The following is a 15,032-nucleotide window of genomic DNA, read 5'->3' on the forward strand; positions in this document are numbered from 1 at the left end:
GTTGAGCGTGAGGGCGCATCAGGCGCGTTCGAGTTGGCAGACGGTGGTTTTGGTTTCCTGCATCATGGTCACCGCGTCGTAGCCGTAAGTCGTGGCCGTGTTGACCGCTTCGCCCAGCACGATGGGCGCAGCGCCTTCCGGGTAGTACTGGCGCAGATCCTTGCCCTGCCAGTGACCGGCGAAGTGGAAGGGGATGAACACGGTGGATCGGTCGACCGCCTCAGTGACGCGCGCGCGCACCTTGATGCGTGCGCCGGTGGGCGTGCTCACCCAGACGTCATCGCCTTCACGGATGTTGCGGTCGTTGGCTACCGCCGGATTGACCTGCACGAAGGCGAACTGCTGCAGCTCGGCCAGCCAGGGGTTGGAGCGGGTTTCGTCGCCGCCGCCTTCATACTCGACCAGCCGCCCGGAGGTAAGGATGAGCGGAAATTTCTTGACGATGTCGATGTTCTTGTCCTGCACCGTCTTGTAAAGAGTCGGCAGGCGCCAGAAGGTCTTTTTGTCGTCGTAGGTCGGATACTTGACCACCATGTCGGGCCGCACCGAGAACAAGGGCTCGCGGTGCTGCGGAATCGGGTCGGGGAAGTTCCACACGACGGCGCGGGCGCGGGCATTGCCGAAGGGGTGGCAGCTATGGTTTTTCATCACCACGCGGATGATGCCGCCCGATTGATCGGTCTTCCAGTTCTTGCCTTCGGCCAGCTTTTTCTCGGCGTCGGTGAGTTCGTTCCACCAGCCGAGTTTTTTCAGCAGAGTGGAGTCGAACTCGGGATAGCCGGTCTGGATGTCCGCGCCCTTCGAGGCGGAACCGTCCGCCGCCAGCAAAGACTGGCCGTCGCGTTCGACGCCGAAGTTGGCGCGGAAGTTGCCGCCGCCTTCCATGACATTGAGCGAGGTGTCGTACAGATTCGCCGTGCCCGGATGGCGCAACTCCGGAGTGCCGTAGCAGGGCCAGGGCAGACCGAAGTATTCGCCGTCGAGCTTGTAGCCGGTTTCCTTGTCGATGCCGCCTCGGGCGCGCAGAGTCTTGACGTCGAACACGTGCATATTGCGCATGTGCGCCTTCAACCGCTCCGGGCTTTGTCCGGTGTAGCCAATGGTCCAGACCCCACGGTTGATCTCGCGCAGGATGGACTCGGTTTCCGGCTCCATCATGCCGCCCTTGCCCGGCACCATCTTGTAGTTCTTCACCAACTCCTTGCCGAAGCCGAGCTTGTCGGCGAGCTGGGTCATGATCATGTGATCGGTGCGCGACTCGAACATCGGCTCGACCACCTTCTCGCGCCATTGCAGCGAACGGTTGGACGCAGTCACCGAACCCGAGGTCTCGAACTGCGTGGTGGCCGGCAACAGGTACACAGCGCGCTTGGGGTTGAGCGGGGCCTTATCAGACGGCATCGCGGCCATGGCGGCAGTGGCCGATGGATAGGGATCGATCACAACCAGGAGATCGAGTTTGTTCATGGCTTTTTTCATGTCGAGGCCACGGGTTTGCGAATTGGGCGCATGCCCCCAGAAGATATGGGCGCGCAGGTTCGGCCCCTGGTCGATCATGTCGTTCGGCGTGAGCACGCCGTCGATCCAGCGCGAGACCGTCATTCCCGGTTTGGTCATCATGCCCGGAGCGAATCGGCCCTTGATCCACTCATAGTCCACACCCCAGACCCCGGCGTAGTGTTTCCAGGCACCCTCGATCACACCGTAGTAACCGGGCAGCGAATCCGGGTTGGGGCCCACATCGGTTGCGCCCTGCACGTTGTCATGGCCACGGTAGATATTGGTGCCGCCGCCCGACTTACCGACATTGCCCAGCGCCAGTTGCAGGATGCAAGAAGCCCGCACAATGGCATGGCCGATGGTGTGCTGGGTCTGCCCCATGCACCACACAACGGTACCCGGCTTGTTTTCGTGAAGCATCTTGGCGATGGCAAACGTGGTGTCGCCATCCACGCCGGAAACCTCCTTGACCGCATCGGGGTTCCACTTCGCCAGCACGTCCTCCTTGACCTTGTCCATGCCCCAGACCCGGGCATCGAGATACTGCTGGTCTTCCCACCCGTTCTTGAAGATGTGATAGAGGATGCCGAACACCACCGGCACGTCGGTACCCGAGCGCAGCCGCACATGCATATCGGCCTTGGCTGCCGTGCGTGTGAAGCGCGGATCGACCACGATGACCTTGCAGCCGTTTTCCTTGGCGTGCAGCAAGTGCAGCATGGACACTGGATGCGCCTCGGCCGCATTTGAACCGATGAAAAACGCCACCTTGGAGTTGGCCAGATCGTTGTACGAATTGGTCATGGCGCCGTAGCCCCAGGTGTTGGCGACACCGGCGACGGTGGTGGAATGGCAGATGCGCGCCTGGTGATCGCAGTTGTTCGTGCCCCAGAAGGAGACCCACTTGCGCAGCAAATAGGCTTGCTCGTTGCTGTGCTTGCTCGAACCGACGACAAACAGCGCGTCCGGCCCGCTTTCCTTGCGAATTTCCAGCAGGCGGTCGGTGATTTCCTGCAGCGCCTGATCCCAGGAGATGCGCTGATACTTGCCGTCCACCAGCTTCATCGGATAGCGCAGACGGTGATCACCGCGCCCATGATCGCGCAGCGCGGCGCCTTTGGCGCAGTGTGCGCCCAGGTTGAGCGGCGATTCGAACACCGGGTTCTGCCGCACCCACACCCCGTTTTCCACCATGGCGTCCGAGGCGCAGCCGACCGAACAGTGCGTGCAGACCGTGCGCCGGGTCACTACATTTTTGCTCCCGACCGAACCCGGCGCGGGCGTATCGGCCGCGTCGGCCTTCTTCACCAAGTGCAGTTGCGAGCCGATCAAACCCGCTCCGAGCCCCAGCCCCACCCCAATGCCGGAGCGCCGCAGAAATGCACGACGGTCGATGGTCGGCAAGGCGCGGTTCAGGCTGCGCTTGAGTTGATCGACCCAGAGGGTCGAGGTGTCCGGGGACTTACCTTGGGTGTCCTTGCTTTCGGAACGACGAGTTAGCAGCATGTCTTCACTCCATTGTGATGCGTGGGAGCAGGTGGCGCGGCGGGCGAAACCCTGGCTTCAAAGGCTTGCCAGTAAGGCTTGCATGTAAGGCTTGCAAGTGGCGCCGCGCGGCAGATCGTATAGGTCGCATTTGCCTGGCGTTCAAAGCCGGGTGGTGCGGTAGTAGGCACGAATGTGCTCGGTCAGGTGGTAGCCCGTCTGTTGCGTGGCGTCAACCTTGGGCTCTGCTGCCGTCTTGGTCAAGACCGGCTGCGCCATGGCATCCGCCCTTGCAACACTTGCGCCAAAAACCGCCGCAGCTACGCCGCTCATTCCTTGCAGTAGCGAACGACGCTTGATCGCAGTTGCCGTATTGGCGTCGTCCGGGGGCATTCGTTTTTCAGTCATTCGAGTCTCCTTGCGGCAGGCCGCAGTGGGCCGCGGGGTGTTGCGCGGCGCGATTGATTTTTTTATGCGAACTGTAGCCCTATAACCGCGTCAACTCAACGCAATTTGCAATGCATGCAAACATCCGGATTCGCGAATAAACAATCGCTTGCACTCCACTGCTCTGCAGCCTAATATCAAAACCCTTACAAAGCAAAGGGATTTTCATGGAACTCCTGACCCTGGCGCGTGGCCCGTTACTTGTCGGCAGCGTATTGATCTTCGTGCTGGGCATGCTGTGGCGAGCGGCAGGGTTGATTCGCCGTCCAACCAAGCTGGCCACATCGACCCCTCGGCGCGTCCATGTGCAAGGGGCGATCTGGTTCACGGTCCTGCGGCATATGTTGCCGCGCGCTGGCACTCGTCCAAACCCGACACTTGCCACGCTCAACCCCTACTTCTATCACTTCGGCCTGGCCTTCATCGTGTTTGGCTACGCCCCACATATCGCCTTTCTTCACCGGCATCTGGGGGTGTCTTGGCCTGCATTGCCGGACGCAGTGATGTATCTCGCCGCGGGCGTCACCATCATCTCCTTGCTTGTGGCGCTTGCCATGCGCCTGATGGACCCGACTCTGCGACGGATCTCCAGCGCAGATGACTACATCTCCTGGGGCTTGCTGTTTCTGGTGATTTTCACGGGCATCGCCTTGATCGATCAGCCCTCCAGCGCCTATGCGGCGCAGGGATACTCCGCAGATCCCACCCGGCTGGCGATTCACCTCATGTCACTCGAACTGCTGCTGGTGTGGTTTCCCTTCGGCAAACTGTTCCATACCGTCAGTTGGTTTTTTGGCCGCGCCCAGTTCGGCGCATTCATGGCGCGTCGGGGAGTACGGGCATGATGAATCGCGAGATGTATGCACAGTTCGGCAACGCCATCGCTCATCTGGCGGAGCAAGCACCGAAGATCGAGATGCCCGACGCGGAGCGTGTCAACCGTGCCAAAACGGTCATGCTCGAAAAAATGGATCGCAACCTCGCGGTCGATCTCGAGAGTTGCGTGCGATGCGGCTATTGCGCCGACGCCTGCCAGTTCAGCGTGCAAAACGATGACCCTGACCTCATTCCGACGCACAAGCTCGATCTGCTGCGGCGCGTCTGGCGACGCGAAGTCGCCCCCCTGTCCTGGCTGTGGAAACCGTTCACCCGGGATGTGAATGTCGATGATTTGCGGGAATGGCAGGCGCTGTGCTTCGACAGTTGCACCGAGTGCGGCCGTTGCAGCATGGTCTGTCCGATGGGCATCAACATCGCCCGCGGCGTGAACGTCATGCGCGAAGCGCTGGCCGCGGCAGGACTCGCACCAGACGAACTGCGCGCCGTGCAAAGCGAGCAAGACGCCCGCGGAACCGTGTTTGGAGCAGATGCCAGCCATCTTGCACAGGCCGTCGAAGTGGTGCGCGGCCGTGGAGTGACCGTGCATCTGGACAAACCCAAGGCCAAGGTGCTGATGCTGACGACCGTGCTCGACATCCTGTTGTTCCAGGACGCGCTCGAGGCGACGGCACGGGTACTGAACGCCGCTGGGCTGGACTGGACGCTGCGCAGCAATGGCTATGAAGCGGCCAACTTTGGCCTGCTCTCCGGCGTAGAGGAGACACAGAAAAAGGCGTCTGAAGCTGTGATTCGACAAGCCATCGAAATAGGCGCCGAAATGGTGATCGTGCCAGAGTGCGGCCATGCCTACCCGGCCCTGCGCTGGGAAGGCGCTGAGGTACACGGAGGTCCGCTGCCTTTTCGCGTGCTGGCCATCTCCGAACTGATCGGGGAACTGGTGGAACAAGGCAAGTTGCCGTTGCGCGGCGATGCGCACCAGACCCTGATGTTCCACGATGCCTGCAAACTCGGCCGACACGGCGGTGTATTCGAGCAGCCTCGGCTCGCTCTGCGCGCGACTGGAGCTGAGTTGTGCGAGCCGCGGGATACCGAAGAAATGAACTGGTGCTGCGGCGGCGGAGCGGGCGGATTTTTGATCAACCGTGCGGCACCCCTGCGGGCGCAAGCTTTCGCCATCAAGCGGGCACAGGTGGACAACAGCGACGCCCAGGCCATCGTCACCTCGTGCGGCAGTTGCCGACTCAACTTCCTGGCCGGTGCCGAGCAGACCGAATGGGACAAGCCTGTACTCAGCCTGGTTGAACTCATTGCCCAAAAGCTCGTGGATCATCCCTCGCAGCAATCGCCGTCCTGATCCGCGCAGCAGGCCTGCGAGCCAAAAGAAAAGCCCGCTGAAGCGGGCTTTTCCATTGTGCGAGTCTGCCCCCCGGGCGCGGCTGCGCCGCGGGGGATGTGCCGGTCAGTCTGCCGCGTAGATGTCGCGATCTTTGGTTTCCGGCAGGAAGAACAGGCCGATGACAAAGGTGCCCGCAGCAATGATGACGGGGTACCACAGGCCGTAATAGATGTTGCCGTTCTGCGCCACCAGAGCGAAGGCGATGGTGGGCAGCAGGCCGCCGAACCAGCCGTTGCCGATGTGATAGGGCAGGCTCATCGAGGTGTAGCGGATGCGGGTCGGGAACAACTCGACCAGCGCCGCCGCAATCGGCCCGTACACCATGGTGACGAAAATCACCAGCAGCGCCAGGATGGCGATCACCATCGGCAAGTTCATCTGCGCCGGGTCGGCCTTGGCCGGGTAGCCCGCCGCCTTGAGCGCGGCGCCGATTTCTTTCTTCAGCGCGGCCTCTTTGGCCTTGAATTCATCGGGCGGCAAATCCTTGGCGCCGACCACGGTGATGGTCTTGTCGCCAATCTGAATGACCGCCGGGCCGGTGCCAGACACGGTGTTGTAGTTGGCCGAGTTGGCCGCCAGCATCTGCTTGGCGATGTCGCAGGATGAGGTGAACTTCGCCGTGCCGGTGGGGTTGAACTGGAAGGTGCACTGCGATTGATCGACCGTGAGCGTGACCGGCGAGTTCTGCACCGCCCGGTACAGCGCCGGGTTGGCGTAGTGGGTAAGCGCCTGGAACAGCGGGAAGTAGGTCAGCGCAGCAATCGCACAGCCCGCCAGGATGATGGGCTTGCGGCCGATTTTGTCGGACAGGGAGCCGAACACGACAAAGAACGGTGTACCGATCAACAAGGCTGCGGCAATCAGCAGGTTAGCCGTCACCGCATCGACCTTGAGCGTCTGCGTGAGGAAAAACAGCGCGTAGAACTGCCCCGTGTACCAGACCACGGCCTGGCCAGCCACCAGACCCAGCAGGGCGAGGATGACGTACTTCAGATTGCCCCAGCGCGCAAACGCCTCGGTCAGCGGTGCCTTGGACGCCTTGCCATCGGCCTTCATTTTGATGAAGGCAGGAGACTCGTTGAGCTTGAGTCGAATCCAGACCGATACGGCGAGCAGGGCGATGGACACGAGGAAAGGCACACGCCAGCCCCAGGCGTTGAACGCGTCTTCGCCCAGCAGCGTGCGCGTGCCGAGAATGACCAGCAGCGACAGGAACAGCCCCAGCGTGGCCGTGGTCTGAATCCACGAGGTGTAGGCGCCGCGCTTGTTGGCCGGCGCGTGTTCAGCGACATAGGTGGCGGCGCCGCCGTATTCCCCGCCGAGCGCCAGGCCTTGCAGCAGACGCAGTGCGATGAGAATGACCGGTGCAGCCGCGCCGATGGCCGCATAGTTGGGCAGCACGCCGACGATGAACGTCGACAGACCCATGATCAGAATGGTGACGAGGAAGGTGTATTTGCGGCCGATCATGTCGCCCAGCCGACCGAACAGCAGAGCGCCAAACGGTCGCACGATGAAGCCTGCGGCAAACGCCAGCAGCGCGAAGATGAACGCCGATCCCGCATCCAGTCCAGCGAAGAACTGCTTGGCGATGATGGCCGCCAGCGAGCCGTAGAGGTAGAAGTCGTACCACTCGAATACCGTGCCGAGCGATGAGGCGAAGATCACCTTCTTCTCGCCCGCCGTCATGGGGCGCGCTTTTGCGCCCATTGCAATGGAAGCCATGCTCAAGTCTCCTGGATGTGGACGTGGGCGTGGCGTCGCTGCTGGGTCTTCCACCCGAGGCCCGCAACGCAACGCATCAACCCCGCGGCGTCAACGTGTTACAGCACGTCACGGGAATGACGGATTGTTTTCAGCCTAGCTGACCATGCGCTGACAGTCGGGCGGATGAAAATCTAGGGAAAACACGAAGCTGCAGTGCAGCAATTTCAGGGCTGCGCACCTTTCTTGCAAGTTTCATCGCATGAAATCACTCGTATCCGAACATTGTTGCATTGCGGTATTCCCGCATGCGCCAAAGCGTATGGACGAAAAAAAACCGGCACAAGGCCGGTTTTCTGGAGCTGCGGACTGGCTCAGCCAGGCAGGCCCACGGTGGGGTTGCCGAGGTTGGTCCACTCGTTCATCGAACCGGCGTAAAGCTTGGAATTCTTGTTGCCGAGAATTTCATGCACCACGAACCAGGCGCCCGAGGCCAGGTGGCCGGTGTTGCAGTAGGTGGTCGTCGGCGCGGTGTCGCTGATATTGAAGTCGTGGAAGATCTTCTTGTAGTCGGCCGCGCTCATGAACATGGCCGCGCCATGATCATCCTTGACGATGGCGTCGATCGGGAACGACTTGGCGCCGGCCAGATGGCCCGCCGTCTTGTTGATCGGCTTCTTGGCAATGCCCAGGTACTGGGCGGTGGGGCGGGCGTCGATGAATTGCTCGGTGCCGCTCTTCTCGCCTTCCTTGACATCATTCAGACCGGCCAACAGCGCCTTGTCTTCGCCCGTGGCTTTCCAGTCACCCATTTTCTTGGGCGCGGGCTTGATGCTCACCGGATAGCCGGCATTGATCCAGGCGTTGGTACCGCCGTTGAGGATGGCGATCTGATCGGCGGGCACGCCGAAATAGCGCATCTGGAAGTACAGGCGAGTGCCGCGGTCCATTGCGAACACGGCGTTGCCGGTCGGCACGATGACGTAAGGCTTGCCGCTGTTCACGCCTGCCGCGTCCATGACCTTGGTGAAGTATTCAGCAGTCGGCATCATGGCCTTGAGCTTGACGCCGTCGACCGTGCGCTCTTCACGAATGTCGTTGAAGTTCACCAGATCAGCGCCCGCGATATGGCCGCCGCTCTTTTTCACAAAATGGTCTTTGCCCATGACCGGCTCTTCGTCATAGGCTTTCATGCTGCCGCCGCCACGAATATCGATGACGGTGACGTCGCTCTGGTGCGCCTTCAGCCACTGGGGCGTGACCAGCGGGCCAGGCACGTTCATGGCGAAAGCGGCGTGGGCTGCGCCCATTCCAATGGCGGCTGCGATCAGGGTTTTGGCAAGTTTCATTTGGCTCCTCACGAGGTTGGTTTCTTCGCCGATCTCAGTAGTCAGCGATGGATAGTCGCCGCACCGACCGACCGGTCTGCGCGGCACTGCATGCGCCACCCGCAACCAGGCTCGGCGCGGGCGGTACGACATTCGGTGGATGCTTGTTTTCAGCGCAGCGGCGAAACAAACGAAACGCCGCTGCAGGATGTCTCCAGATCGTTGTTTTTTTCCTCAGCCCTCCGGTGCCGCGAACGCAGCACCACAGTGCACTCCCTGCTCGATGGGGCGGCGTCATCCGGGGTACAACCGCATCACGCCTAGCCAAGCCTTACAGCAACGAGGAGCAAAACTTGGATGACTGCACTTTAAGCAGATGTCAACGCGGAAACTAGGGCCAGTATGTATCAACTGTGACCTGGCGTATCGGCGGCGCGCTTTGCGGCGCACCGGACATTCTGTGCAAAAAATCACACTTGACTGAATACAAGCGTAAAGCGGCCCGCACATTCCTAGACCGACCCTGAGCCTGATTTTTAAAGTCCTTCTCATGGCTGGCGGCAACCGCCCCGGCATGTTGCGTTCACAACCTCTCTCAAAAAGGACAACTCATGGGACTTCTCGCTTGGCTGCGCCGCCACGACCTCGGTCTGCTTCCCGCCACCGACACTCACCTGGCCCCCGAAATCGACCCGGAAGAAGACCACTTCGACGGGCTCTATCTGGGGCAGGCGGTGCAAGGCCATCTCAACTGGAAAAAGCGCCTCAAGGCCATCATCGTCGACGGTCAGCAAGATGATGTGGACATCGCCTCGGTCGCCGTGGACGATCAGTGCGCTCTGGGTCAATGGCTGCATGGTCGCGCCAAGGGCCGATACGGACACCTGCCCGAATATGCGCGCCTGCGAAAGATGCACGCCGAGTTCCACCTCGCTGCGGCGCAGGTGCTGCTGAGCAGCCGCAACGCCCAGCGCGAAGAAGCCGAAAAATTGCTGCGTGGCCCGTTCAGCGCCCTGTCTGATCAGGTTCAGCTGGAACTGGTGCGGTTTTACGCTGCGGCGCGGCCGAATTGATCGTTCCCGGGCGATAGACTGTAAAAAACCCTCTAAAACAGGGTGCGGCGCTAGGGAATTGCCCATTTTTCCCGCAAAATCCGCGCCGTGCGTGAGGTATTCACGCCCTTCCCCCACCGGTTGAGGAGCCCCGTATGTCCCTGATGAAAGATTTCAAAGAGTTTGCCGTCAAAGGCAATGTGATCGACTTGGCCGTTGCCGTGATCATCGGCGGCGCGTTTGGCAAAATCGTCGAATCGCTGGTCGGCGATGTCATCATGCCGATTGTTGGCGCGGTCATCGGCAAACTGGATTTCTCCAATCTGTTCATCGTCCTGGGCAAAGTGCCCGCCGGTACCGAAATGACGCTGGCGGCGCTCAAAAAAGCCGGCGTGCCGGTGCTGGCTTATGGCAGCTTCATCACCGTGGCCGTGAACTTCATCATCCTGGCCTTCATCATTTTCATGATGGTGCGCATGATTTCCAAGCTCAAGCACGCCGAGCCGCCGGCCCCCCCCGCACCCACGCCGGAAGACACCGTGCTGCTGCGCGAAATTCGCGACGCGCTGAAGAAGTAAATCAAGGTCTGTGCCCCGTCAGGCCGCCAACACTCAGGCTTGCCGGGGCAGTTCGGCCCAGAACATCGCCCCCTCTCCGGGGCGCGATGTCACGCCGGCAGCGCCGCCATGCTTTTCGGCCACCAGCCGCACGTAGTAAAGGCCTAGGCCGGTGCTGCCTGACAGCGGCGTGCCCGGCCCCTCATGGGCGCGGCTGAAGCGCTGGAACAGCCGGGCCGACTGCTCCGGCGTCAGCCCCGGCCCCTGATCCCGCACCCAGAAGCGCACCGTGTGCGGCGCGAGCGTGGCGCCGAGGATCACCTTCGAGCCTGCCGGGCTGTGCTGCACTGCGTTGCGCAGCAGATTGGTGGTCAGACGTTCCAGGGCGTCGAAATCGCCCCGCACCCAGATCGGATCGTCTGGAATTTCTCGGACAAAGCGCACCCCTTGCGCCAGCGCCTCGTCATAAGCGAAGTCGGCGGCCTGATGCAGCACCGCGCCCAACTCGATTTCGACCAGGGCCGACGGCTCCAGCGACTGCGCGCGCGACAGATCGAGAAAGCCTTGTGAGAGGTTCAGCGCACGGCGAAGCTGGGTGAGCAGGCGGTCGCGCGCCGCAACGTCCATCTTGCCAGACTGCAGCAGTTGCACGGCGCCAGCCAGCGGCGCGCGCACGTCGTGGCTGATGAAGGCCAGCGCATCGTCGCGGCGGGTTTGCAGATCGCGCAAACGCTGCTGCGCGGCCTGCACCTCCAGAATGCGGCGTTCGAAACTCAGTCGCTTGTGCTTTGCGGGCGCATCGCCTTCTGGCGACTCGCGCACGGTACGGCGCAACTGGCGCAGTTCTCCGTCCAGATGGCGTCTGGCCGCCTCCAGCCGTCGCCAGCCCCACAAAGGGTAGGCGGAAAGCGCCGCCACCAGCGCCCCGCCGGGCGCGACCCACCAACCCGTCAGCAGGGGCAGCGCGGCAGCGGAGCCCACCAGAACCAGCCCCCAAGCCACGCTGGCGATCAGCCCGCCCAGGGGCATGAGCCGCGGCAGCCAGAGCAAAGGCGCGAGCGCGAGCAAGGCCGTGATGAGCAAACTCCAGACCGGCGCGGCGACATGGATGAGCGTGCCATCGCGCAGCGCGATGAGGGTGTTGGCCAGCACCTCCACGCCAGGCATGGGCGCGCCCTGCGTCGTCACCGGGGTAGCCAGAAAATCGCCCAGGCCCGCGGCAGTTGCGCCGATCAGCACCACCTGGCTGCGCAGGGCGCCGGGCGGCACGACGCCGTCGAGCACCGCGCTGGCGGACAGTCGCGGCACCGTACCGCTGGGGCCGACGAACCGCAGCCGCCGCTGGTCGGCGGCGGCCAGGGCGTAGGGATGGGACGGCACGGCGCTCTGCGCGGGCCGTGGCGCGCTGCCGCGCACGGGCTGATGGGCGATGGTGAGCAGGGTCTGCGCCATGAGAGGCCAGACCGGCGCGCCCACGCCCTCCCAGAGATAGACGCTGCGCGCCACGCCATCGCCGTCGAGCTGCACGCCGATGCGGCCCAGACCCGCCGCGGCCGCCGCAAGCTGGGGGATGGGCAGGCCTTCAACGATCTGCCCGCCGCTGCGCAGACTGTCGAGCACCACGGGCAGCGCCACCTTGCCGCAGGCCTGCAACGACTGAGCCAGCGCGGCGTTGCCCGCCGCGTCGCTGCCCGCTTCGGTGAAGGCGATGTCGAGCCCGACCGCGGCGGCGCCCGCGCGGCAGACCGCATCCACCAGCCGGGCGTCGGTAGCGCGGGGCCAGGGCCAGGCGCCCAGCCGGTCGAGACTGTGCGAGTCGATGGCGACGATGACCACGCCCTGCGGCGGCACGACCGGCTGCAGCCGCTGCCCCAGATCGAACACCAGATGATCGATGCGCTGCAGCACCCCGCTGAGGCTCAGACCGAGCGCCAGAATCAGCAGCAGAGCGCCAATGCGCAGAATCTCCAGCCCAGGTCGCCAGCGGGCCGAGCGCGCCGTGCCGGATTCAGCAGGCCGAGCCAACCGCTCGCGAGACTCGCCGAGGCGCAGCAAACGCGCGAATCCGGTTTTCACAGCGGCTTCACGACGTCACAGGGCGGGCAGCAAAGGAATCAGCAGCAGCCAGAGGTCGGGATAGCGCGGCGGCACATCGATGACCTGCACCACCGGCGGCCCCTGCGTGCCGTCGCTGTCGTCCACCAGCCGCGCGCCGAGGTAGCGCTTGCCCGAAGACGGCCGCGGCAAGGTCAGCGCGCCGCCCGGCGTTTGCATCTGCGCCAGCGCCGGTTGCAGGTTGGCGTGGTCAGACAGCGTCAGCGCGTAATGTTGTCCTGACGGGGCGGCAGGCAAGTCGAGCAGCAGATGATCGCGGTCGAATCGCATCGTCGCCTTGGCCAGATCGGCCGGCCCGGGGCCCGGCACATAGCGGAAGGTCTGCGGCGGGCTCCACGGCCCCTGCTGCCCCTGCGCGTCGATGCTGGCCACGCGCCAGTGCCAGACGCCCGCGGCGAGATCGGCGGGCGGCGTCCAGTGCGCGCCCTGCTGTTCGACGTCGTACAGCGGCCGCGCGAAATCATCCTGCGCGGCCAGTTGCAGATGGGAACGCGCCACGTCCAGCAACTCCGACCAGGCCAGCCTGGGCCGCGCCACACGCACCGTCGCCCCGGCCGCCGGGGCGGTCAGCATCGGGAAAAAAGGCCGCGCGAACACGGTGAAGGCGTGCGACGCGTCCTGTCCCTGCAAGCCGTTGGCGTCGACCGCGCGCAGCCGCAGCACATAGCGGCCATTGGGCAGATCGGCCACACTGAGGGTCTTGCCGGTACTGGTTTTCTGCACCAGCACCTGCGCGCTATCGCTCTCGGCCAGCACCTGGCCGAACCACGACACCGCCCCGGCCTGCGCGGGCAGGGTGAAGCGCAGCGGGAGCTGTTCAAACAGGCTCGGCAAGGCCGACACATCGGGCGACGGCAACAGCCGCACCGGCGGCAGCGGCGGCTGCCCCGTACGCGCCAGCGAACCCATGCCCGCATCCACCCGCACCTGCGCGCCCGCAGCCTGCAGCTCGACCGCGCCGCCCAGGGTTTCCTCCCGCGTGGCCTCGGCGCCCGCCCCGACGCGGAACCGGGTGCCGCGCACCACGGCCTGGGCCGACGGGGTGAGGATGCGCAGATTCTGATTGGGCAGGCGGCGAGGGTTGTCCTGAATGTCGATCTGTCCTTGCTGCAGACGCAGCCGGGTGTCGGCCATCAGTCCGTCGGCGTAGAGGCTCAGCGTGTCGAGCGTCAGGGCGCTGCCGGGCTGCAACGCCAGACGGGTGCCGTTGGCCAGTTCGATGACGGCGCTGCCCGAATCCGGCACTTGAACCTGCGCGCCGGCGGCCAGGGTCTGACCCGGTTGGGCGTCTTGCCAGGCCTCAGTCGCCTGCGCCCGCCAGCGCACCGCGCCGAAAGCCTGCACCAGTTGCGCCTTGGAGGGCTGCTGCCGCAGCAGGTCGGCGGGAAACAGCAAGACGGTGCCCGGCGGAATCTGCCGTGGATTGCCCACCCGGTTGTCGCGCTGGATCTGCGGCCACTGCGCCGGGTCTCGCAAATAACGCTGTCCCAGACCGATGAGGGTGTCGCCCGGCCGGACGGTGTAGCGCCACATCGGTTCGCCCGAGACACTGGTAGTCGTTGGCGCGGTTTGCGCCAACGCCAGAGTCGGCACGATCACCCACGCGAAAACAGCCAGCAGCAAAGCGCGCAGGCGGGGGGATTGGCGGGCGGAAAGACGGGTGAAAAACAGGGGGGTCGGCAAACGCATCAGAGTCACATCCGGTTCGAGCCGCCGACAAAAAAGCGGCAAACCGACATTCTCAGCCCGGACGCGTTCAAGCGTCGGGTTCAATCGTCGAGTTCGGGCGGCACGGTCTGCGGCCCTTCGTCGGCGCTGCGGGCGCGCTCCAAGCGGTAGCCACGGCCATAGACCGACACCAGGCGCCAGCCCGATTCCGGCTGCAGGCGCAATTTGCGCCGCAGGGCGCTGACATGCACGTCCACCGTGCGGGTCTCGACCTCCGGACGCAGGCCCCAGATGGTCTGGATGAGAAAGTCGCGGGTCAGCAGGCGGTTGACGTTCTGCAGAAAGTGCAGCGCCAGATCGGTTTCGCGGTCGGTCAGTTCAACCCGCTCACCCTGCACAAAAATCTGCCGCCGCGAGCAGTCGGCCTCGATTTCGCCCAGACGCAGCCGCGCCGCGGGCAAAGTGCTGCCCGATCGGCGCAACACAGCCTGCAGCCGCGCCAGCAACACCGGGCGCGACAAGGGTTTGACCAGATAGTCGTCGGCCCCCGACTCCAGCGCCTGCACCACATCGGTTTCGGCATTGCGTCCGGTGAGGAAAATGACCGGGGGCACGTTGGCGCCCAGTTGCAGACGCAGTCGGCACAGCACATCCGGCCCGCTCAGGCCGGGCAGCATCCAGTCGAGCAGGCAGGCGTCGGCGCCGCCGCGCTCGACGGCGCGGGCGAATTCCTGCCCGTCCGTGTAGTGCTGCACGTCATATCCAGCTTCGCGCAACCAGTCGGAAACCTCGTGAGCAATGAGCGGATCGTCTTCCAGGTACGCAATACGCAAGGCGAGAGTGGGTGGCACGGTTGAACTGAAAAATGTCATGCGGCTTGACAGAGATAGAGCAGAGGCGGAAGTCAAGGAAACCTGGGGCGACCCGGCGTTTTTGTGAG

Annotated in this window: 11 protein-coding genes; 4 read left to right on the top strand and 7 right to left on the bottom strand. The window is 63.7% G+C overall.

The genetic code is table 11. The annotated features are described in order from the left end of the window. Window positions 1-18: 18 nt before the first annotated feature. Window positions 19-3,006, bottom strand: coding sequence for a formate dehydrogenase subunit alpha (locus THI_RS16190; protein ID WP_013107346.1), 2,988 nt, complete (start codon window positions 3,004-3,006; stop codon window positions 19-21). Between the two features lie 141 nt (window positions 3,007-3,147). Then, entirely contained in the window at window positions 3,148-3,393 is a 246-nt protein-coding gene (locus THI_RS16195; protein ID WP_013107347.1) for a hypothetical protein, read from the bottom strand. A 206-nt stretch (window positions 3,394-3,599) separates the two neighbouring features. Between THI_RS16195 and THI_RS16200 the strand changes: the two genes are divergently transcribed. Both THI_RS16200 and THI_RS16205 read left to right on the top strand, forming a co-directional pair. Then, window positions 3,600-4,277, top strand: a complete 678-nt coding sequence (locus THI_RS16200) for a hypothetical protein (protein WP_013107348.1) — start codon at window positions 3,600-3,602, stop codon at window positions 4,275-4,277. Next, on the top strand, window positions 4,274-5,626 hold the full coding sequence (locus tag THI_RS16205; protein ID WP_013107349.1) for a (Fe-S)-binding protein: 1,353 nt from the start codon (window positions 4,274-4,276) through the stop codon (window positions 5,624-5,626). The genes THI_RS16200 and THI_RS16205 overlap by 4 nt, the downstream gene beginning before the upstream one ends. Before the next feature lie 105 nt (window positions 5,627-5,731). On the opposite strand, the gene THI_RS16210 is transcribed toward THI_RS16205, so the two are convergent. Then, complete coding sequence (locus tag THI_RS16210; protein WP_013107350.1) at window positions 5,732-7,393, bottom strand: MFS transporter; 1,662 nt, start codon at window positions 7,391-7,393, stop codon at window positions 5,732-5,734. A 353-nt stretch (window positions 7,394-7,746) separates the two neighbouring features. Then, window positions 7,747-8,721 carry a sulfurtransferase gene (locus THI_RS16215; RefSeq protein WP_041609051.1) on the bottom strand — a complete coding sequence of 325 codons (975 nt, stop codon included), beginning with the start codon at window positions 8,719-8,721 and terminating at the stop codon, window positions 7,747-7,749. 590 nt (window positions 8,722-9,311) lie between these two features. Between THI_RS16215 and THI_RS16220 the strand changes: the two genes are divergently transcribed. Both THI_RS16220 and mscL read left to right on the top strand, forming a co-directional pair. Continuing rightward, window positions 9,312-9,773 carry a CZB domain-containing protein gene (locus tag THI_RS16220; protein WP_013107352.1) on the top strand — a complete coding sequence of 154 codons (462 nt, stop codon included), beginning with the start codon at window positions 9,312-9,314 and terminating at the stop codon, window positions 9,771-9,773. 134 nt (window positions 9,774-9,907) lie between these two features. Next, on the top strand, window positions 9,908-10,330 hold the full coding sequence (gene mscL, locus THI_RS16225) for a large conductance mechanosensitive channel protein MscL (protein ID WP_013107353.1): 423 nt from the start codon (window positions 9,908-9,910) through the stop codon (window positions 10,328-10,330). Window positions 10,331-10,363: 33 nt separating this feature from the next. On the opposite strand, the gene THI_RS16230 is transcribed toward mscL, so the two are convergent. The 3 genes from THI_RS16230 to THI_RS16240 form a co-directional block, all read right to left on the bottom strand. Continuing rightward, complete coding sequence (locus THI_RS16230) at window positions 10,364-12,385, bottom strand: CHASE2 domain-containing protein (protein ID WP_013107354.1); 2,022 nt, start codon at window positions 12,383-12,385, stop codon at window positions 10,364-10,366. A 15-nt stretch (window positions 12,386-12,400) separates the two neighbouring features. Then, window positions 12,401-14,113: a FecR domain-containing protein gene (locus tag THI_RS16235; protein WP_141130641.1), complete on the bottom strand. Its 1,713-nt coding sequence runs from the start codon at window positions 14,111-14,113 to the stop codon at window positions 12,401-12,403. 80 nt (window positions 14,114-14,193) lie between these two features. After that, entirely contained in the window at window positions 14,194-14,943 is a 750-nt protein-coding gene (locus tag THI_RS16240) for a response regulator transcription factor (protein WP_013107356.1), read from the bottom strand. Window positions 14,944-15,032 lie beyond the last annotated feature (89 nt).

It is taken from the genome of Thiomonas arsenitoxydans (assembly GCF_000253115.1).
Classification (GTDB): Bacteria; Pseudomonadota; Gammaproteobacteria; order Burkholderiales; family Burkholderiaceae_C; genus Thiomonas; species Thiomonas arsenitoxydans.

Coding starts and splice junctions, on each gene's coding strand:
- THI_RS16215 (WP_041609051.1), bottom strand. CDS start 8,721: ATGAAACTTGCCAAAACCCTGATCGCAGCCGCCATTGGAATGGGCGCA.
- THI_RS16190 (WP_013107346.1), bottom strand. CDS start 3,006: ATGCTGCTAACTCGTCGTTCCGAAAGCAAGGACACCCAAGGTAAGTCC.
- THI_RS16220 (WP_013107352.1), top strand. CDS start 9,312: ATGGGACTTCTCGCTTGGCTGCGCCGCCACGACCTCGGTCTGCTTCCC.
- THI_RS16195 (WP_013107347.1), bottom strand. CDS start 3,393: ATGACTGAAAAACGAATGCCCCCGGACGACGCCAATACGGCAACTGCG.
- mscL (WP_013107353.1), top strand. CDS start 9,908: ATGTCCCTGATGAAAGATTTCAAAGAGTTTGCCGTCAAAGGCAATGTG.
- THI_RS16235 (WP_141130641.1), bottom strand. CDS start 14,113: ATGCGTTTGCCGACCCCCCTGTTTTTCACCCGTCTTTCCGCCCGCCAA.
- THI_RS16200 (WP_013107348.1), top strand. CDS start 3,600: ATGGAACTCCTGACCCTGGCGCGTGGCCCGTTACTTGTCGGCAGCGTA.
- THI_RS16210 (WP_013107350.1), bottom strand. CDS start 7,393: ATGGCTTCCATTGCAATGGGCGCAAAAGCGCGCCCCATGACGGCGGGC.
- THI_RS16205 (WP_013107349.1), top strand. CDS start 4,274: ATGATGAATCGCGAGATGTATGCACAGTTCGGCAACGCCATCGCTCAT.